Annotated in this window: 31 protein-coding genes; 6 read left to right on the forward strand and 25 right to left on the reverse strand. The window is 52.6% G+C overall.

The window, feature by feature from the left end:
• The first annotated feature begins 242 nt into the window (after positions 1–242).
• Positions 243–797 (forward strand): gamma carbonic anhydrase family protein, encoded by a 555-nt coding sequence (locus tag MKZ79_RS19030; RefSeq protein WP_336144211.1) that lies wholly within the window; start codon positions 243–245, stop codon positions 795–797.
• Here the strand turns inward: MKZ79_RS19030 and MKZ79_RS19035 are convergent.
• From MKZ79_RS19035 to dprA, 6 genes are read right to left on the reverse strand one after another with little or no spacing between them, the layout of a single operon-like run.
• A complete protein-coding gene (locus tag MKZ79_RS19035; protein ID WP_336144212.1) occupies positions 773–1024 on the reverse strand; it encodes a DUF1488 domain-containing protein in 252 nt (83 codons plus the stop codon). The genes MKZ79_RS19030 and MKZ79_RS19035 overlap by 25 nt on opposite strands.
• On the reverse strand, positions 1021–1839 hold the full coding sequence (gene aroE, locus MKZ79_RS19040) for a shikimate dehydrogenase (protein WP_336144213.1): 819 nt from the start codon (positions 1837–1839) through the stop codon (positions 1021–1023). The genes MKZ79_RS19035 and aroE overlap by 4 nt, the downstream gene beginning before the upstream one ends.
• Positions 1840–1842: 3 nt before the next feature.
• Complete coding sequence (gene tsaC, locus MKZ79_RS19045; protein WP_442897177.1) at positions 1843–2415, reverse strand: L-threonylcarbamoyladenylate synthase type 1 TsaC; 573 nt, start codon at positions 2413–2415, stop codon at positions 1843–1845.
• On the reverse strand, positions 2405–2962 hold the full coding sequence (locus tag MKZ79_RS19050) for a DNA topoisomerase family protein (RefSeq protein WP_336144214.1): 558 nt from the start codon (positions 2960–2962) through the stop codon (positions 2405–2407). The genes tsaC and MKZ79_RS19050 overlap by 11 nt, the downstream gene beginning before the upstream one ends.
• A 25-nt stretch (positions 2963–2987) precedes the next feature.
• Positions 2988–3461, reverse strand: coding sequence for a DUF494 family protein Smg (gene smg / locus MKZ79_RS19055; protein WP_336144215.1), 474 nt, complete (start codon positions 3459–3461; stop codon positions 2988–2990).
• On the reverse strand, positions 3433–4557 hold the full coding sequence (gene dprA / locus MKZ79_RS19060) for a DNA-protecting protein DprA (protein ID WP_336144216.1): 1125 nt from the start codon (positions 4555–4557) through the stop codon (positions 3433–3435). The genes smg and dprA overlap by 29 nt, the downstream gene beginning before the upstream one ends.
• Before the next feature lie 117 nt (positions 4558–4674).
• Here dprA and def point away from each other — a divergent pair, with 117 nt between their 5' ends.
• From def to mscL, 5 genes are all read left to right on the forward strand, one after another.
• A complete protein-coding gene (gene def / locus MKZ79_RS19065; protein ID WP_336144217.1) occupies positions 4675–5184 on the forward strand; it encodes a peptide deformylase in 510 nt (169 codons plus the stop codon).
• 24 nt (positions 5185–5208) lie between these two features.
• Positions 5209–6153 carry a methionyl-tRNA formyltransferase gene (gene fmt, locus MKZ79_RS19070; RefSeq protein WP_336144218.1) on the forward strand — a complete coding sequence of 315 codons (945 nt, stop codon included), beginning with the start codon at positions 5209–5211 and terminating at the stop codon, positions 6151–6153.
• A gap of 43 nt (positions 6154–6196) precedes the next feature.
• Positions 6197–7486, forward strand: a complete 1290-nt coding sequence (gene rsmB / locus MKZ79_RS19075; RefSeq protein ID WP_336144219.1) for a 16S rRNA (cytosine(967)-C(5))-methyltransferase RsmB — start codon at positions 6197–6199, stop codon at positions 7484–7486.
• Positions 7487–7540: 54 nt separating this feature from the next.
• Positions 7541–8917: a Trk system potassium transporter TrkA gene (trkA, locus tag MKZ79_RS19080; RefSeq protein WP_336144220.1), complete on the forward strand. Its 1377-nt coding sequence runs from the start codon at positions 7541–7543 to the stop codon at positions 8915–8917.
• Positions 8918–9075: 158 nt separating this feature from the next.
• Positions 9076–9486 (forward strand): large-conductance mechanosensitive channel protein MscL, encoded by a 411-nt coding sequence (gene mscL / locus MKZ79_RS19085; RefSeq protein ID WP_336144221.1) that lies wholly within the window; start codon positions 9076–9078, stop codon positions 9484–9486.
• On the opposite strand, the gene MKZ79_RS21290 is transcribed toward mscL, so the two are convergent.
• The 19 genes from MKZ79_RS21290 to rplX form a co-directional block, all read right to left on the reverse strand.
• The gene (locus tag MKZ79_RS21290; protein ID WP_442897178.1) at positions 9419–9724 is read right to left on the reverse strand and encodes an alternative ribosome-rescue factor A; all 306 of its coding nucleotides are present in this window, start codon (positions 9722–9724) and stop codon (positions 9419–9421) included. The two genes, mscL and MKZ79_RS21290, sit on opposite strands and share 68 nt — an antisense overlap.
• A gap of 55 nt (positions 9725–9779) precedes the next feature.
• A complete protein-coding gene (zntR, locus tag MKZ79_RS19095; protein ID WP_336144222.1) occupies positions 9780–10202 on the reverse strand; it encodes a Zn(2+)-responsive transcriptional regulator in 423 nt (140 codons plus the stop codon).
• Positions 10202–10573, reverse strand: a complete 372-nt coding sequence (locus MKZ79_RS19100) for a DUF1992 domain-containing protein (RefSeq protein WP_336144223.1) — start codon at positions 10571–10573, stop codon at positions 10202–10204. Before MKZ79_RS19100 ends, zntR begins: the two co-directional genes overlap by 1 nt.
• A 117-nt stretch (positions 10574–10690) precedes the next feature.
• Positions 10691–11074, reverse strand: a complete 384-nt coding sequence (rplQ, locus tag MKZ79_RS19105) for a 50S ribosomal protein L17 (RefSeq protein WP_120458461.1) — start codon at positions 11072–11074, stop codon at positions 10691–10693.
• A gap of 40 nt (positions 11075–11114) precedes the next feature.
• Complete coding sequence (locus MKZ79_RS19110) at positions 11115–12104, reverse strand: DNA-directed RNA polymerase subunit alpha (RefSeq protein ID WP_002919219.1); 990 nt, start codon at positions 12102–12104, stop codon at positions 11115–11117.
• A 25-nt stretch (positions 12105–12129) separates the two neighbouring features.
• Positions 12130–12750, reverse strand: a complete 621-nt coding sequence (gene rpsD / locus MKZ79_RS19115) for a 30S ribosomal protein S4 (protein WP_336144224.1) — start codon at positions 12748–12750, stop codon at positions 12130–12132.
• Between the two features lie 32 nt (positions 12751–12782).
• Positions 12783–13172, reverse strand: coding sequence for a 30S ribosomal protein S11 (rpsK, locus tag MKZ79_RS19120; RefSeq protein ID WP_034899652.1), 390 nt, complete (start codon positions 13170–13172; stop codon positions 12783–12785).
• A 16-nt stretch (positions 13173–13188) separates the two neighbouring features.
• Positions 13189–13545 (reverse strand): 30S ribosomal protein S13, encoded by a 357-nt coding sequence (rpsM, locus tag MKZ79_RS19125; RefSeq protein WP_048917626.1) that lies wholly within the window; start codon positions 13543–13545, stop codon positions 13189–13191.
• A 135-nt stretch (positions 13546–13680) separates the two neighbouring features.
• A complete protein-coding gene (gene rpmJ, locus MKZ79_RS19130) occupies positions 13681–13797 on the reverse strand; it encodes a 50S ribosomal protein L36 (protein WP_004160566.1) in 117 nt (38 codons plus the stop codon).
• Between the two features lie 32 nt (positions 13798–13829).
• Positions 13830–15161, reverse strand: a complete 1332-nt coding sequence (secY, locus tag MKZ79_RS19135; RefSeq protein WP_124233601.1) for a preprotein translocase subunit SecY — start codon at positions 15159–15161, stop codon at positions 13830–13832.
• A 7-nt stretch (positions 15162–15168) separates the two neighbouring features.
• Positions 15169–15603, reverse strand: a complete 435-nt coding sequence (rplO, locus tag MKZ79_RS19140; protein ID WP_336144225.1) for a 50S ribosomal protein L15 — start codon at positions 15601–15603, stop codon at positions 15169–15171.
• Between the two features lie 3 nt (positions 15604–15606).
• Positions 15607–15786, reverse strand: a complete 180-nt coding sequence (rpmD, locus tag MKZ79_RS19145) for a 50S ribosomal protein L30 (protein ID WP_004160569.1) — start codon at positions 15784–15786, stop codon at positions 15607–15609.
• A gap of 5 nt (positions 15787–15791) precedes the next feature.
• Positions 15792–16292: a 30S ribosomal protein S5 gene (gene rpsE, locus MKZ79_RS19150; RefSeq protein WP_004160571.1), complete on the reverse strand. Its 501-nt coding sequence runs from the start codon at positions 16290–16292 to the stop codon at positions 15792–15794.
• 14 nt (positions 16293–16306) lie between these two features.
• A complete protein-coding gene (gene rplR, locus MKZ79_RS19155; RefSeq protein ID WP_004160572.1) occupies positions 16307–16660 on the reverse strand; it encodes a 50S ribosomal protein L18 in 354 nt (117 codons plus the stop codon).
• Positions 16661–16669: 9 nt separating this feature from the next.
• On the reverse strand, positions 16670–17203 hold the full coding sequence (gene rplF, locus MKZ79_RS19160; protein ID WP_246761067.1) for a 50S ribosomal protein L6: 534 nt from the start codon (positions 17201–17203) through the stop codon (positions 16670–16672).
• A gap of 11 nt (positions 17204–17214) precedes the next feature.
• Entirely contained in the window at positions 17215–17607 is a 393-nt protein-coding gene (gene rpsH, locus MKZ79_RS19165) for a 30S ribosomal protein S8 (RefSeq protein WP_336144227.1), read from the reverse strand.
• A gap of 30 nt (positions 17608–17637) precedes the next feature.
• The gene (gene rpsN / locus MKZ79_RS19170) at positions 17638–17943 is read right to left on the reverse strand and encodes a 30S ribosomal protein S14 (protein ID WP_052902737.1); all 306 of its coding nucleotides are present in this window, start codon (positions 17941–17943) and stop codon (positions 17638–17640) included.
• A 14-nt stretch (positions 17944–17957) separates the two neighbouring features.
• On the reverse strand, positions 17958–18497 hold the full coding sequence (gene rplE, locus MKZ79_RS19175; protein WP_024966584.1) for a 50S ribosomal protein L5: 540 nt from the start codon (positions 18495–18497) through the stop codon (positions 17958–17960).
• 14 nt (positions 18498–18511) lie between these two features.
• Entirely contained in the window at positions 18512–18826 is a 315-nt protein-coding gene (gene rplX, locus MKZ79_RS19180) for a 50S ribosomal protein L24 (protein WP_024966583.1), read from the reverse strand.
• Positions 18827–18836 lie beyond the last annotated feature (10 nt).

An 18836-nucleotide genomic window follows, 5' to 3' on the forward strand; every position in this document is an offset into this window, starting at 1 on the left:
GGCGGTTCAGCTTCCTGAACCTGCTGAGCCGCTGGTGTAAACCGTTGTGCCGTCTCAGTGGTTGCGCATTATAGGGATCCGTTTTAATTGCACAAGTCTTTTTTCGATCTTTCTTTTCGACCGTGTAATTTTCGCGCTTATCGTTTCGTTATCAAACAATGTGAGCGAAAATAGCACTATTTTACGGAAAACTACGACTGTCATAGTACGATCCAACGATCCTTCAGCAGAGAGAATTCGTTATGTCACAAAATTTACGTCCTTATAAAGATACAGTTCCGCAATGCGGCGCACGAGTGATGGTCGATCCGGCAAGTGTGGTGGTTGGCGATGTGGAGTTGGGTGATGATGTCAGCATTTGGCCGCTGGTCGCCATTCGCGGCGACGTTAATAAAGTTATCATCGGTAAACGCAGTAATATTCAGGACGGTAGCGTGTTACACGTCACTCATAAATCTGCTGCCAATCCGCAAGGCTATCCGCTGGTAATAGGCGAGGATGTTACCGTGGGCCATAAGGCCATGCTGCATGGCTGTCAGATAGGTAATCGTGTTTTAGTAGGAATGGGATCGATCTTACTGGATGGCGTCATAGTAGAAGAGGATGTGATGATTGGTGCAGGCAGTCTGGTGCCGCCCGGTAAGCGGCTGGAAAGTGGCTACCTCTATCTTGGCAGTCCGGTAAAACAGATCAGACCGCTTACCGAAGCGGAAATCAGCGGTCTGCTTTACTCTTCACATAACTATGTAAGCTGGAAAGACGATTATCTGGCTCAGGAGAGCCACATCCATCCCTGATCGTCCTCACTTTCGGCCTTGATTGCCTCTTCCGCCTCATCTTCCAAATCCCAGCGGTGCTGACGAAAGTTCTCCAGCGCCGTCTTTTCATTACCATACCGGCGAATCATAGACTCGTCGCTAATGGCGCAGAGGATCTGAAAGCCGTTAACCAGCGCCGGGAAGCAGATCGCTTTAGCCGTTTCGTCCCACCATTCCCTTTCAGGGAAAAGGATGGCCTGATTCATTGCTGCAGCTCTGCCTTTAATAAGGCAATCACCGGCTCAACGTCAGGTAGCGCGTCATGCCAAAGGAAGAAGGACCAGGCCGCCTGCCCTACCAACATGCCCAGACCGTCCGCCATTATCACGGCGCCCTGTTCACGACACCAGCGCAGGAAAGGCGTCGCGCCAGCCTGGTAGAACATATCGTAACAACGACTATGCTGATTAATTAATGAAGCAGGTATAGCAGGCACTTCGCCGCCAACGCCGCTGGAGGTCGCGTTGATAATCAGATCGAACGGCATCCCTTCCAGCTGCTCCGCAGGCAGAGCGACAATTTCACCAGCCTGCTGAAAGAGTTCAGCCAGCGTCTGAGCTTTTGCCAGCGTTCGGTTAGTAATAGTCAGACTACAGCCAGAAGAGAGCAAAGGCAGAATAACGCCACGCGCCGCCCCGCCCGCGCCCACCAGCAACACGCGATCGCCAGGCTTGATCATCGCCAGCCTTTCCAGATCGCTGAGCAGACCGATGCCATCGGTGTTGTCACCCAGCAGCCGTCCATCTTCCAACTTCTTTATAGTATTCACTGCGCCAGCCAGCGAGGCGCGCTCGCTCAATACATCCACCAGCCTGTAGGCCTGCTCTTTAAAAGGGAGCGTAACGTTAGCGCCTGCGCCGCCTTGCGCGACAAAATCCGCTATCGCCTGTGTAAAACCTTCTACTGGCGCACAGATACGACCATAAGGATGGGCGATATTCATCTGCTCCGCAAAGAGCTGGTGAATACGCGGCGACTTGCTGTGACTGACTGGATTGCCAAAAACTGCAAAATTCCGCATCGTTTATCCCTGTCGGATCAGTTCGCCGGTTAAAGCGTCGCGAATTTCGGAAGGATTGGTTCTGCCGCCCGTGTCTCCAGCCAGTACCGGGAAAGCTTCGCCGAACTGCTGATGAACCTCTGCTGCGCTGCGGCAAGGTGGAAGGCCGGTAAGATTGGCACTGGTTGAAACCAGCGGCCGGCCAAACGCCTCACACAGCTGGCGCACAAGAGGATGATCGCTGACCCGCACCGCCAGAGAATCAAAGCGCCCCGTCAGCCAGCGCGGCGTAGCGGCGTTGGCCGGCACGACCCAGGTTACCGGGCCAGGCCAAAAAGAGAACATTTTCGCTTTCTGTTCGGCACTCAGCTGCTTTTCATCAACGTATGGCTGCAGCTGCTGATAATCTGCCGCGATCAGTATCAGCCCTTTTTCAACCGGGCGCTGTTTTAACGCCAACAAGGCCATAACGGCGGCTTCGCTGTCGGGATTGCACCCAAGACCAAATACGGCCTCGGTTGGATAGGCGATCACTTCATCCTGCTGCAGATGCGTAAGGCAGGCGTTTAACGAACCTGCCGGAAAGTTATTCTTCAATGCTGTTTCCTGCTGTGACTGGCTTGCCGCAGGCTTTGCTGGCGCAGAAGCGCCTGACGCCGCGCGCGGTCTTTTTTTCAATTAAAAGAGGAAAATGGCAGAACTCGCATTCGCCCTCTACCGGCGTAAAGTTTACCGCAAACTGGCAGTCCGGATAACGCTCGCAGGCGTGAAAAGTTTTGCCATAGCGCGAGCGCCGCTGCACCAGTTTTCCCTGCCGACACTGCGGGCAGACCAGCGGAGTTTCGTCAGGTTTGTCGATCTGCTCGGTATGCGTGCATTCGGGATAGCGGCTACAGCCGATAAACATTCCGTAGCGGCCCTGACGCAAAGCCAACTCCGCCTGACAGACCGGGCAAAACTGCCCTTCAAGTATTTTAACGATGTGGCCATCGGCCTGATTTTTAAGGGGGCGAATATAATCGCATTCGGGATAAGCCGAACAGCCCAGGAAAGCGCCGTGCTTTCCTGAGCGAATGACCAGCTCCGCCCCGCACTGTGGGCAAGGTTCGTTTTTTCGCACAGCGAAAAGCGCTGTTTTATTCATAGCATTTACGACACGAAGAATTTCTTCAGTGCACTATTCCTTCATTGACGTCGAAAAGAAGTTCTTCCATTTGTTGATAGGCGTTTTCACATCCGGGAATGTTAAACAGCACCATCAATACCACCCATTTGAGATCTTCGAGATCGAACTCCAGCGTATCCAGCGCCATGATGCGCTCGATAACCATCTCCCGGGTCTCCAGATTCAGCACCTGAATTTGTTCCAGGAACAGAATGAATCCCCGACAGTTGGCATCTAACCGCTGGCTCTCTTCCTCGGTGTAGATCCGCATGGAAAGCGGATCCGCCGCCAGCATAAAAGGCGCCGTCAGCCCATCCTGATAATCCGCCAGCTTTTCCAGCCAGTTCAACGCATTATAAATATCTTCACGATGAAAACCGGCATCGGTTAAATCGTCCGTCAATTTATCCTGATCGACGCGCATCTCTGCTTCGCTATGGATATACGTTTCAAATAAATACATCAGTACGTCGAACATGGCTTGCCCTCCTCAATCGGACATAGCCGCCGGGTACAGCTGTAATCCAACCTGCTAACTCCAGCTCAAGCAGCTTAGCTACGATGACTGGCACAGGTTGGCAGGCTCGTTCAGCGACGACGTCAACAGGTGTTACCTCATCTCCTACGTTAGCCAACACCTCGGGAAATGGCAATGCACTAATGTCTTCGTCAGCAGAATATATTGTGGAATTTTCCATCAGCGGCAACCATTGCAGATCGCTTTGCAGCTGCTCCAGGATGGTATTGGGGTGGTCGGTTAGCAGCGCGCCCTGCTGGATAAGCCAGTGCGTACCTTCGCTACCGGGATTGCCGAGTGCGCCAGGCAGCGCGTAGACGTCGCGGTTTTGCTCCAGAGCCAGCCTGGCGGTGACCAGGGAGCCGCTCTTCAGAGCTGCTTCCACCACCAGCACGCCAAGGCTAAGACCGCTAATAATTCTGTTACGCCAGGGAAAATGCCAGGCAAGCGGCGCGGCGGCAAGAGGAAACTCAGAAACGAGCGCGCCGCCGGCAGCGACAATCTCTTTTGCCAGCAAGAGATGCTGACGAGGATAAATATGCTGTAAGCCGCTGCCTAATACCGCCAGCGTTTTTCCTCCCACTTCTAAAGCGGCACGATGGGCGACACCATCTATCCCCAACGCCAGGCCACTGGTAATAGTAATGCCGCTCAACGCCAGCGTCTGCGCGAAACAGGTTCCCCAGTTCCTGCCGTAAGCAGAGCAGTTACGGCTGCCGACGATAGCAATCTGCGGCGTCATAAGTAGCGACGGATCGCCCTGCACAAAAAGCGCGGCGGGAAAATCAGGGATATTTTTGAGTAAAGCAGGATAAGCGTTACTGTCGCAGGGGATATAGTGATGATTCTCTTGCTCCAGCCATGCCTGCGTCTTTTCAATGGCCGTTTTATCGAAGGCGAGAAACGCCCCGCTCTGTTCAGGCGTAAGCCCCGCCTGGAGTAACGCTTCTTTATCGAAGACTGCAGTTTGCCGCAGCCTGGCCGCGATATCTTCACGCCGCGCACCCGATAACTGTTTTACGGCTGACAGACGCAGCCAAACTTCCGTTGTCGTCATAGTGCCATCCCTGCCCTGTGCTCTGGTTACGTAGCGGGAATGCTGTCAATCACAAGGCGAAATGTCTACAATAAGAGGAATAAATCTCCTATTCCTTGAACACAAATCTGGAAAGTTATGTCCGTTTTGCAGGTATTACATTATCCCGACGATCGTCTTCGCATCGTCGCTAAGCCCGTTGCCGAAGTTAACGCCGATATTCAGCGTATCGTGGATGATATGTTTGACACCATGTACGCCGAAGAAGGCATTGGTCTGGCGGCGACGCAGGTAGATATCCACCAGCGCATTATCGTTATCGACGTTTCTGAAAACCGCGACGAGCGCCTGGTGCTGATTAATCCGGAGCTGCTGGAAAAAAGCGGCGACACCGGCATTGAAGAAGGCTGTCTTTCTATCCCGGAACAGCGGGCGCTGGTGCCGCGCGCCGAAAAAGTTAAAATTCGTGCGCTGGATCGCGAAGGCAAAAGCTATGAGCTGGAAGCAGACGGCCTGCTGGCTATCTGTATTCAACATGAAATGGATCATCTGGTCGGCAAGCTTTTCATCGATTATCTGTCGCCGCTAAAACGCGATCGCATCCGCAAAAAGCTGGAAAAGCTCTATCGCCAGAGTGCCCAGGACTGATCACCATCTGAAGAAGGGAACCCCGTGTCCGACTCTTTGAATATTATCTTTGCCGGCACGCCTGACTTTGCAGCGCGTCATCTCGACGCGCTGTTGTCTTCCAGCCACAAAGTAGTAGGCGTTTTCACTCAGCCCGATCGGCCGGCCGGCCGCGGCAATAAGCTAACGGCCAGCCCGGTTAAACAGTTGGCTGAGCAGCATGGCATTCCTGTGTTCCAGCCGAAGTCCCTGCGTCCCGAAGAGAATCAGCGACTGGTCGCCGAGCTCCAGGCTGACGTCATGGTCGTGGTGGCTTACGGTCTGATCCTGCCTGCTGCCGTGCTCGCTATGCCGCGTCTTGGCTGCATTAACGTACACGGCTCTTTGCTGCCTAAATGGCGTGGCGCGGCGCCCATTCAGCGCTCGCTCTGGGCTGGCGACGCGGAAACCGGCGTAACTATCATGCAGATGGATGTTGGGCTGGATACCGGCGATATGCTGTATAAGCTTGCCTGCCCGATTGAGCCTTCCGATACCAGCGCCAGCCTCTACCAGAAGCTTGCCGAACTTGGGCCGCAGGGGATGCTGACGACGCTTGAGCAGCTTGCCAGCGGTAGCGCGAAGCCGGAAGTGCAGGATGAAGCGCTGGTTAGCTATGCCGAAAAGCTTAGTAAAGAAGAAGCTAAACTGGACTGGACGCTCTCTGCTGCCCAACTGGAACGCTGTATCCGCGCCTTTAACCCGTGGCCAGTCAGCTATTTCACCATTGACGACCAGCCGGTGAAGGTCTGGAAAGCTTCAGTGCTGCCGCACGTCGCAAAACAGCCTGGCGAAATCGTTCAGGCGGATAAAAACGGCATCCAGGTGGCTACCGCCGATGGCGTACTGAATATCGAAGAGCTACAGCCTGCCGGCAAAAAAGCCATGAAAGCGCAGGATCTTCTTAACTCCCGCCGTGAATGGTTTAACCCCGGCACTCTTCTTGCCTGACCTTTCGCCCGGCCTCGCGTCGGGCGATTTTTAAAGCGATCCTATGAAAAAAAATACCAATCTGCGCAGCGTGGCTGCCATGACTATTGAAAAAGTAGTCGAGCAGGGAGAGTCGTTAAGCAACGTGCTCCCTGCCGCGCAAAAATCGCTGCCGGAGAAAGACGCCGCGCTGCTGCAAGAACTTTGCTACGGCGTCCTGCGCACGCTGCCGCAGCTGGAATGGGTTATCGGTCAGCTGATGGAACGTCCGCTAACCGGAAAACAGCGTGCCGTACATTTTCTGATTATGGTTGGCCTTTATCAGCTGATGTTCACCCGTATTCCTGCACATGCCGCGCTGGCGGAAACGGTGGAAGGCGCGATTGCGCTCAAACGACAGCAGCTCAAAGGGCTGATTAACGGTGTACTGCGGCAGTTCCAGCGTAAACAGGACGAGCTGACTACGGCGATGGCTGAGGGCGAACAGCGGCATCTGCATCCGAAATGGCTGCTGACAAGGCTGCAGCCCGCCTGGCCGGAGCAATGGCAGCAGATCGTGGAGGCTAATAATCAGCGTCCGCCGATGTGGCTGCGGGTAAACCGACAGCATCATAGCCGTGAAGCCTGGCTGAAGCTGCTGCAGGAAGCGGGCAAAGATGCCGAACCTCATCCGCTTCACCCCGATGCGTTGCGGTTGGAAACGCCCTGCGCCGTGTCGCAGCTGCCCGGCTTCGATCAGGGTTGGGTGACGGTACAGGATGCTTCCGCGCAGGGTTGCGTCGCGCTTCTGGGGCCGCAAAACGGCGAAAGTATTCTGGATCTTTGCGCCGCACCGGGCGGGAAAACTACGCATATACTGGAAGCGGCGCCTGAAGCCAAAGTAATGGCCGTTGATATCGACGCGAAGCGCCTGGCCAGAGTCAGCGAAAATCTGCAGCGCCTGAATATGACCGCCGAAGTGAAGATAGGCGACGGCACGACTCCCGAAAAGTGGTGCGGCGACAGGCTGTTCGACCGCATTCTGTTGGATGCGCCCTGCTCGGCGACCGGCGTGATCCGCCGCCATCCGGATATCAAATGGCTGCGCCGCGATCGCGATATTCAGGAGCTGGTCACCGTTCAGCAACGTATCCTGGAAGCTATCTGGCCGCATTTGAAATCAGGCGGTACGCTGCTCTACGCCACCTGCTCCGTGCTGCCGGAAGAGAATCATCTGCAGATCGCGGACTTCCTGACTCGCCATAGCGATGCCACGCTAACGGAAACGGGTGATGTAAAACAGCCCGGGATTCAGGTTTTTCCTGATGCTCAGGGCGGCGACGGCTTTTACTATGCGAAACTGATAAAGAAATAACGTAGCGGCCGGTTTTCCCGGCCCGATCCTTTCTCCTGAACAGACTGAAGCACAATGAAAATCATCATTCTTGGCGCCGGTCAGGTCGGCGGCACGCTTGCCGAAAACCTGGTAGGTGAAAACAACGATATTACCGTGGTGGATACGGATTCCGGCCGCCTGCGTCAGCTACAGGATAAATACGATTTACGCGTTGTGCAGGGCCACGGTTCGCATCCGCGCGTGCTGCGTGAAGCGGGCGCGGAAGATGCCGATATGCTGGTTGCGGTAACCAGCTCGGACGAGACGAATATGATCGCCTGCCAGGTGGCCTATTCGCTTTTCAATACGCCGAACCGTATCGCCCGTATTCGCGCGCCAGACTATTTGCGTGATGCGGAGAAGCTTTTTATTCCGGAAGCGGTGCCGATCGATCATCTGATCTCGCCCGAACAGCTTGTTATCGACAACATCTATCGTCTGATCGAATATCCAGGCGCGCTGCAGGTAGTTAACTTCGCCGAGGGCAAGGTCAGTCTGGCAGTGGTCAAAGCCTATTACGGCGGGCCTTTGGTAGGAAATCCACTGGCGACCATGCGTGAACATATGCCGCATATCGATACGCGCGTTGCCGCTATTTTTCGTCAGGATCGTCCTATTCGGCCGCAAGGCTCGACTATTGTGGAAGCCGGCGACGAAGTCTTTTTTATCGCTGCCAGCCAGCACATTCGCGCAGTGATGAGCGAATATCAGCGTCTGGAAAAACCTTATAAACGCATCATGATTGTAGGCGGCGGCAATATCGGTTCGGGCCTAGCGCAGCGCCTGGAGAAGAACTACAGCGTGAAGCTGATTGAACGCAATCAGCAGCGCGCCGCCGAGCTGGCCGAGCTGCTGCAAAATACGATTGTGTTCTATGGCGACGCTTCAGATCAGGAGCTGCTGGCCGAAGAGCATATCGATCAGATAGATCTTTTTATCGCGATAACCAACGATGATGAAGCGAATATCATGTCGGCCATGCTGGCGAAAAGGATGGGCGCGAAAAAAGTGATGGTGCTGATTCAGCGTAAAGCCTATGTGGATCTTGTGCAGGGCAGCGTGATCGATATTGCCATTTCGCCGCAGCAGGCCACTATTTCCGCGCTGCTGAGCCACGTTCGTAAAGCGGATATTGTTGGCGTTTCCTCACTGCGTCGCGGCGTTGCGGAAGCGATCGAAGCGATCGCCCATGGCGATGAAACCACGTCGCGCGTGGTTGGACGAACCATTGACGACATCAAGCTACCGCCGGGCACTATTATAGGTGCGGTCGTCCGCGGCGACGACGTGATGATCGCCAACGATAATCTGCGCATCGAACAAGGCGATCATGTGATCATGTTCCTGACCGATAAGAAATTTGTTCCTGACGTGGAAAGGCTGTTCCAGCCAAGCCCCTTCTTCTTATAGCCTTCCAAACAGGAATGTCTGTTCGCGGCCAGGGATTGGCGAGCTAATACTCTTACCGCTGCTGTTTTCGGCAGCCATCGCGCTTTTCTCCCTACCTGATATGGCAAAAGCCGGTTCGTTTGTTAGACTTACCAATTGGCACAGGAAAGGAGAAAACAATGAGTTTATTCAAAGAATTTCGCGATTTTGCTATGCGCGGCAACGTGGTCGATCTGGCGGTCGGCGTAATCATCGGTGCCGCATTCGGTAAAATTGTCTCTTCATTGGTGGCGAATATTATTATGCCACCGCTGGGATTATTGATTGGCGGGATCGACTTCAAACAGTTTGGCTGGGTATTGAAACCCGCCGCCGGTGATACGCCAGCGGTTGTCATGCAATATGGTATCTTTCTGCAGAACGTATTTGATTTTGTAATTGTCGCTTTCGCCATTTTCCTGGCTATCAAGCTGATGAACAAGCTGCATAAAAAGAAAGAAGTAGAAAAACCAGCGCCTAAAATCAGCGCTGAAGAAACGCTGCTGACGGAAATCCGCGATCTGCTGAAGCAGAAAAACGGTCAGGTATAAAACCGACGCTACGATAAGAACCGCCTTCCACGGCGGTTTTTTTCTGCCCTGAAAGCAGAAGGCCAGTGGTAAAGTCCGCTTTACCACTGGCCTCCCGGGCTGCGTGTTTTGCTTTACGCCGGTAGCTACCTTTGCCTTTTTTATTGGCTTCGATCCTCGCCCTGAACAGCGGATCGTGCAGGAGAGCCTCAAGCGCGTTATCGCGAATAGTGCCTTTTTGGTGCTGATATTTGGTCATCATGGTTACCTTTTAATTAATCCGGCAATGAATATAGAAGCAGTAAGGCTAAAAATCAATCCGCTTCCGGCGCCAGCGCGCCTTTTTCCAGCGTCTCCAGAATAGAACAGTAAACGCTGCTGTGAGCCGTGCCGCAACAGGCATCGTTGAGCCGCTTTAGCGATCGCTGCATACGCTGCAGTTCAGCAATCATACCTTCCACTTCCTGTAGCCTTGCCTGCACAATGGTTTTCGATTCCTGACAGGTGTGATGCTCGGGATCGACGCGGATCGACAGCAGCTCGCGAATAGCCTCCAGGCTGAAGCCCAGCTGTCTGCCGTAGCGAATAAATCTAAGACGCTGCAGATCGTTTTCACTATAAAGGCGAAAGCCGCCTTCCGTGCGGATCTCGTGCTCCATCATCTGCTGTTTTTCGTAATAACGGATCGTGTCGGGTGTAACGTCCGCCAGTTTCGCCAGCTGACCAATTTTGTACACTATTTATCTCCAAAAAGCCGCTGCTGCAGCCGTTCGCCATACTCATTTCTGAGAAAGTCGGTGCTCATTCCGGCCTGGCGCAATTTGCTTTCAAGCAGCGCAAGGCGCCTGGCATGTTGCGAATACCGCTCATCCTCTGGTTGGATACCGGCAAGCAGTTCATTCAGTTCAACCGCTTCGCGTCGCATCTCCAGCTCGGGCGGCAGATAGCCAGCGTTTTTCAGCAAACGGTAGCCGGCCCGAAGTTCAGGCGGAACATGGCTGTCATCATCCAGCTCCAACTTTTTACCGCTGCCGGGAAGATTGTCGAATTCGCCCTTTTGTTGGGCTTCAGAGATGTGTTGCTCTACCAGTTGGTCAAATAACCACATAGCGACCTCGCGGAACGAGAAGGGAGCAGACAGGATAGCGCGTTAAGAAAAAGAGGGGAAATTACGGATATAAAAAAACCGGGCCAGAAGCCCGGTTTTTCCAGATTGCGGCAGAAATTACTCTGCTGCTTCTGCTTGAGCTTCTGGACGATCAACCAGCTCGATGTAAGCCATCGGAGCGTTGTCACCAGCGCGGAAGCCACACTTCAGAATACGAGTGTATCCACCGGCACGGCTCGCGAAACGCGGGCCCAGCTCGTTAAACAGTTTTGCCACGATCTCGTTATCACGAGTGCGGGCGAATGCCAGACGACGATTAGCTACGCTGTCGGTCTTGGCAAGAGTAATCAGCGGCTCAACTACACGACGCAGCTCTTTCGCTTTAGGCAGGGTCGTCTTGATGATTTCATGACGAACCAAAGAGCCTGCCATATTGCGGAACATAGCCTGGCGATGGCTGCTGTTGCGGTTCAGTTGACGACCACTCTTACGATGGCGCATGACCTTATCCTTCTCAGTGAAACCTTAACCTGTGATCGGGTTATTCATCAGCGATGCTAGCGGGCGGCCAGTTTTCCAGGCGCATGCCCAGAGACAGACCACGAGAAGCCAGCACGTCTTTAATCTCGGTAAGAGATTTTTTACCAAGGTTAGGCGTTTTAAGCAGCTCAACCTCGGTACGCTGTACCAGATCACCGATGTAGTGGATAGCTTCTGCCTTAAGGCAGTTAGCAGAGCGGACAGTCAATTCCAGATCGTCAACAGGGCGCAGCAGGATCGGATCGAATTCTGGTTTCTCTTCTTTCACTTCCGGCTGACGTACATCACGTAAGTCAACGAAAGCTTCCAGTTGTTCAGCCAGAATGGTTGCCGCACGGCGGATCGCTTCTTCAGGATCGATAGTGCCGTTGGTTTCCATTTCGATGACCAGCTTGTCCAGGTCAGTACGCTGTTCTACACGCGCTGCTTCAACATTGTAGGCAATACGCTCTACAGGGCTGTAACAGGCGTCGACCAACAGACGACCGATCGGGCGCTCATCTTCTTCCGAATGAATTCGGGCAGAAGCCGGCACATAACCACGACCGCGCTGAACTTTGATACGCATGCTGATAGCCGCGTTCTCGTCAGTCAGGTGGCAGATCACGTGCTGCGGCTTGACGATTTCGACATCACCATCATGGGTGATATCGGCTGCAGTCACAGGGCCAATGCCAGATTTATTCAGAGTAAGAATAACTTCATCTTTCCCCTGAACTCTTACCGCCAAACCTTTCAGGTTGAGCAGGATTTCCAGGATATCTTCCTGTACACCCTCTTTGGTGCTGTACTCATGCAGTACACCATCAATTTCAACCTCGGTCACCGCGCAACCCGGCATTGATGAAAGCAGAATACGGCGCAGTGCGTTACCAAGAGTATGGCCAAAGCCACGCTCTAAAGGCTCAAGGGTCACCTTGGCGTGCGTCGAACTCACTTGCTCGATATCTACCAGGCGCGGTTTTAGAAACTCTGTCACAGAACCCTGCATTGTGTCCTCTCTTTGGTACTAAGCTTTACTTAGAGTAAAGCTCGACGATCAGGTGTTCGTTAATGTCCGCAGACAGATCGGTACGTTCAGGCTTGCGCTTGAAAACACCTTCCATCTTAGTTGCATCAACTTCCAGCCAGGTTGGCTTTTCACGCTGCTCAGCCAGCTCCAGAGCGGCTTTCACGCGAGACTGCTTTTTGGCTTTCTCACGGATGCTAACAACGTCATTCGGAGTTACCTGATAAGAAGCGATGCTAACAACGCGACCATTTACCATGATGGATTTGTGGCTAACCAGCTGGCGTGCTTCTGCACGAGTGGCGCCAAAGCCCATACGATAAACAACGTTATCCAGACGACCTTCCAGCAGAGCTAACAGGTTTTCACCGGTATTGCCTTTCAGACGTGCTGCTTCTTTATAATAGTTACGGAACTGACGCTCCAGCACGCCGTAGATACGACGAACTTTTTGCTTTTCACGTAACTGTACGCCATAGTCAGACAGACGCGGTTTACGCGCACCGTGCTGGCCAGGGGCTTGTTCAATCTTGCACTTGGTATCAATCGCGCGAACGCCAGACTTCAGGAAGAGGTCTGTACCTTCACGACGGCTCAGCTTGAGCTTAGGACCCAAATATCTTGCCATTTTCTTTCTCCAACATTCCTAAAAAACGGGCGTTATACGCGACGTTTTTTCGGCGGACGACAACCGTTGTGAGGGATCGGAGTCACATCAGTAATATTCGTGATGCGGAAACCAGCAGCGTTCAGAGCACGAATCGTTGATTCGCGGCCTGGACCTGGACCCTTAACCATAACTTCCAGGTTCTTAATACCGTACTCTTTCACGGCGTCTGCGCAACGTTCAGCGGCAACCTGTGCAGCGAACGGCGTAGATTTACGAGAACCACGGAAACCGGAACCACCGGCTGTTGCCCAACCCAGCGCGTTACCCTGACGATCGGTAATGGTCACGATGGTGTTGTTGAAAGATGCATGGACATGAGCCACGCCATCAGAGACTTGCTTTCTTACACGCTTGCGTGCACGAACTGGTGCCTTTGCCATTATTCAATCACCCCGATTATTTCTTGATCGGTTTACGCGGACCCTTACGGGTACGTGCGTTGGTCTTGGTACGCTGACCGCGCACTGGAAGACCACGACGATGACGTAAACCACGATAGCAACCAAGGTCCATCAGACGCTTGATGCTCAGGGTGACTTCACGACGCAGATCGCCTTCAACAACAAACTTTGCAACTGCGTCACGCAGAATGTCGATTTGTTCTTCAGACAGCTCACTGATCTTAACATTTTCAGCGATTCCCGTTGATGCACAGATAGCCTGTGAGCGGGTCTTGCCGATGCCGAAGATCGCGGTTAAAGCGATAACGGTATGTTTATGATCAGGAATGTTAATGCCTGCTATACGGGCCACTATGCACTCCTACTATTTAAATATGCGCCCCATGCTGAAAAGCCCGTTTTCAGGATACTCAAATGGAAACGCATAGACATACAAAAGATTGGCTGGCTAATCTAGCCAGCTCAACCCGACTTTGCAAGAAAAATATTAGCCCTGACGCTGTTTATGCTTAGGCTCGGCGCTGCAAATCACACGTACGACACCGTCACGACGGATGATTTTGCAGTTACGACATAATTTCTTGACGGAAGCACGAACTTTCATTTTTACTCTCCGTAACTTCTCAAGCGCCTGAATTAACGGCCGTAGCCTTTCAGGTTTGCTTTCTTCAATGCAGACTCGTATTGACTGGACATCATCAGAGTTTGCACTTGAGCCATAAAGTCCATGATGACAACAACTACGATCAGCAGTGAGGTACCGCCGAAGTAGAATGGAACTTTCATCGCATCACGCATGAACTCCGGGATTAGGCAGATGAAAGTAATGTAGAGCGCACCCACTAACGTGAGACGAGTCATTACTTTATCGATGTACTTCGCCGTCTGTTCTCCCGGACGAATTCCTGGTACAAATGCACCAGACTTCTTCAGGTTATCTGCTGTTTCACGCGGGTTGAAAACCAACGCCGTGTAGAAGAAACAGAAGAAGATGATTGCAGTCGCATAGAGTAACACATAAAGCGGTTGACCGGGCTGCAAATACATTGAAATAGTCGTCAGCCAGTTCCAGCCGGTTCCGCCCCCGAACCATGAAGCTATGGTCGCCGGGAACAGGATAATGCTGGAAGCGAAGATTGCCGGGATAACCCCTGCCATGTTCACTTTCAACGGTAAATGTGTGCTCTGCGCAGCATAGACACGACGGCCTTGCTGACGTTTCGCATAGTTCACCACAATGCGGCGTTGACCACGCTCAACGAAAACAACGAAGAAGGTCACTGCAAATACAAGAACTGCAACCAACAGCAACAGGAGGAAGTGCAGGTCGCCTTGCCGCGCTTGCTCGATGGTATGGCCAATGGCCGGCGGCAAACCCGCAACGATACCAGCGAAGATTATGATTGAGATACCGTTGCCGATACCGCGTTCAGTAATCTGTTCACCCAGCCACATCAGGAACATAGTTCCGGTGACCAGGCTGACAACAGCGGTAAAGTAGAAGGCAAAGCCTGGATTTAACACCAGGCCCTGCATTCCAGGCATATTCGGCAGACCGGTAGCAATACCGATAGACTGAAATATGCCCAGTACCAGAGTACCGTAACGGGTGTACTGGCTAATCTTACGACGGCCAGCCTCCCCTTCTTTCTTTATTTCTGCCAGCGCGGGATGAACCACGGTCAGCAGCTGGATAATAATCGAGGCCGAAATATACGGCATAATACCCAGAGCAAAGATAGAAGCACGGCTCAGCGCACCACCAGAGAACATGTTGAACATCTCAATGATGGTGCCACGCTGTTGCTCAAGCAGTTTGGCAAGTACAGTGGCATCGATACCAGGGATTGGAATAAAAGAGCCAATGCGGAAAACAATCAGCGCACCAATCACAAACAGAAGTCTGCGTTTCAGTTCGCCAAAACCACCTTTGGCACTTTGAAAATCTAATCCCGGTTGCTTAGCCATCTGCTACTTATTCCTCAATTTTACCGCCAGCAGCTTCGATTGCAGCACGAGCGCCTTTAGTGACACGCAGACCGCGAACCGTTACCGGTACAGTGACTTCGCCAGACAGGATAACCTTAGCGAATTCGATCTGAATACCGATAATGTTGGCTGCTTTCAGCGTGTTCAGGTCGACGATCCCGCCTTCAACTTTCGCCAGGTCAGACAGACGAACTTCTGTCGTAACCATAGATTTGCGAGAGGTGAAACCGAATTTCGGCAGACGACGGTACAGTGGCATCTGGCCACCTTCGAACCCGCGACGTACGCCACCGCCAGAACGAGAGTTCTGACCTTTGTGACCACGACCACCGGTTTTACCGAGGCCAGAACCGATACCGCGACCCAGACGCTTGGAAGCGTGTTTAGACCCTTCGGCCGGAGACAGAGTATTTAAACGCATCTGTTACTCCTCCACTTTAACCATGTAGGAAATCGCGTTAACCATACCGCGTACAGCTGGCGTGTCTTCACGCTCTACGGTGTGGTTAATACGACGCAGACCCAGGCCAAGCAGCGTTGCCTTGTGTTTCGGCAGACGTCCGATCGAACTACGGGTTTGAGTAATTTTAATAGTCTTAGCCATGGTCATTACCCCAGAATGTCTTCAACGGATTTGCCACGCTTGGCAGCGACCATTTCTGGGGAATTCATGTTGGCCAGGCCATCCAGCGTTGCACGAACCACGTTGATCGGGTTAGTGGAACCGTAGGCTTTAGCCAGAACGTTATGAACCCCAGCGACTTCCAGAACGGCGCGCATTGCACCGCCGGCAATGATACCGGTACCTTCAGAAGCCGGCTGCATGAACACACGAGAACCTGTGTGCACACCTTTAACAGGGTGCTGCAGGGTGCCGTTGTTCAGCGCGACATTGATCATATTGCGACGAGCTTTTTCCATCGCTTTCTGGATCGCTGCTGGAACTTCACGCGCTTTACCGTAACCAAAACCGATGCGACCGTTACCGTCGCCTACCACTGTCAGAGCAGTGAAGGAGAAAATACGACCACCTTTAACGGTTTTCGATACGCGATTTACCGCGATCAGCTTTTCCTGCAGTTCGCCAGCTTGTTTTTCGATGTGTGCCATCTTACACCTCTACCTTAGAACTGTAGGCCAGCTTCACGGGCAGCATCTGCCAGTGCCTGGACACGACCATGATATTGGAAACCAGAGCGGTCGAAAGAAACACCAGTGATGCCTTTTTCGATTGCGCGCTCAGCGACTGCTTTACCAACAGCGGCGGCGGCGTCTTTGTTTCCGGTGTACTTCAGTTGCTCACTGATTGCTTTTTCTACTGTAGAAGCAGCAACCAGAACTTCAGAACCGTTAGGAGCAATTACCTGTGCGTAAATATGACGCGGGGTACGATGTACCACCAGGCGAGTTGCACCCAGCTCTTTGAGCTTGCGGCGTGCGCGGGTCGCACGACGGATACGAGCAGATTTCTTATCCATAGTGTTACCTTACTTCTTCTTAGCCTCTTTGGTACGCACGACTTCGTCGGCGTAACGAACACCCTTGCCTTTATAAGGCTCAGGACGACGGTAGGCGCGCAGATCGGCTGCAACCTGACCAATCAGCTGTTTATCAGCGCCTTTCAGCACGATTTCAGTCTGAGTTGGACATTCAGCAGTGATTCCCGCTGGCAGCGCGTGTTCAACCGGGTGAGAAAAGCCCAGGGCCAGACTCACAGCGTTGCCTTTAACGGCCGCACGATAACCTACACCAACCAGCTGCAGCTTCTTAGTGAAGCCTTCGGTAACACCGATAACCATACTGTTCAGCAATGCACGAGAAGTACCAGCCTGTGCCCAACCGTCTGTGAAACCTTCGCGCGGAGCGAAAGTCAGAGCGTTGTCAGCATGCTTAACTTCAACAGCATTATTGAGAGTACGAGTCAGCTCGCCGTTTTTACCTTTAATCGAAATAACCTGACCGTCGAGTTTTACCTCTACGCCGGCAGGAATGACGACAGGTGCTTTAGCAACACGAGACATTCTTTCCTCCGTTAAGCTACGTAGCAGATAATTTCGCCACCAAGACCAGCCTGGCGCGCTGCACGATCGGTCATAACACCTTTAGAGGTAGAAATAACAGCGATACCCAGTCCAGCCATTACTTTTGGCAGTTCGTCTTTGCGCTTATAGATACGCAGACCTGGACGGCTTACACGCTGAATGCTTTCTACCACAGCCTTGCCCTGGAAATACTTAAGAGTCAGTTCCAGTTCTGGCTTGGTGTCGCCTTCGATTTTAAAATCTTCAATATATCCTTCTTCCTTCAGCACGTTGGCAATTGCCACTTTCAGCTTGGAGGAAGGCATGGTGACCGCAACTTTGTTCGCGGCCTGACCGTTACGGATACGGGTCAGCATATCCGCGATCGGATCTTGCATGCTCATCTGTCTTTACTCCCGTGATTCAATTGGTAATTACCAGCTAGCCTTTTTCAAGCCAGGTACTTCACCGCGCATGGCGGCTTCACGCAGCTTGATACGGCTCAACCCGAATTTGCCCACATAACCATGTGGACGGCCAGTTTGGCGGCAGCGGTTACGCTGACGAGACGGGCTGGAATCACGCGGCAGAGTTTGCAGCTTGAGAACCGCATTCCAACGATCTTCGTCGGAAGAGTTCACACTAGAGATGATAGCTTTTAATTCCTCGCGTTTAGCGCGGTATTTATCAGCCAGTTTTACGCGAACGACTTCGCGTGCCTTCATCGATTGCTTAGCCATGAAGTAACCCTACCTTACTTGCGGAACGGGAAGTCAAAGGCAGCCAGCAGAGCACGGCCTTCATCGTCAGATTTCGCAGTAGTGGTAATGGTAATATCCAAACCACGAACGCGATCGACTTTGTCATAGTCGATTTCTGGGAAGATGATCTGCTCACGAACGCCCATGCTGTAGTTACCACGACCGTCGAATGACTTAGCGGACAGGCCACGGAAGTCACGGATACGTGGAACAGCAATAGAGATCAGACGCTCAAAGAACTCCCACATGCGTTCGCCACGCAGAGTTACTTTACAGCCGATCGGATAGCCCTGACGGATTTTGAAGCCTGCAACAGATTTGCGTGCTTTGGTGATAAACGGCTTTTGACCGGAGATTGCTGCCAGATCGGCTGCTGCGTTATCCAGCAGTTTCTTGTCAGCGATCGCTTCACCAACACCCATGTTCAGGGTGATCTTCTCGACCCGAGGGACTTGCATGACAGAATTGTAGTTAAACTCAGTCATGAGTTTCTTAACTACTTCGTCTTTGTAGTAATCATGCAGTTTCGCCATCGTACTACTCCAAATTACTTGATAGTTTCGCTGTTAGACTTGAAGAAACGGACTTTTTTGCCGTCTTCGAATCTAAAGCCTACACGGTCAGCCTTGCCAGTTGCAGAGTTGTAAAGCGCAACGTTGGAAACCTGAATAGCGGCTTCTTTTTCAACGATGCCACCTGGCTGGTTCAGAGCCGGAACCGGCTTCTGGTGTTTCTTGACCAGGTTAATACCTTCAACAATGACCTTACCGGAAGACAGGACATTCTTAACTTTACCGCGCTTACCTTTATCTTTGCCGGTCAGCACGATAACTTCGTCATCGCGACGGATTTTAGCTGCCATTTTTCGCTCC

The organism is Erwinia sp. CGal63 (genome assembly GCF_037026505.1).
GTDB lineage: Bacteria > Pseudomonadota > Gammaproteobacteria > Enterobacterales > Enterobacteriaceae > Erwinia.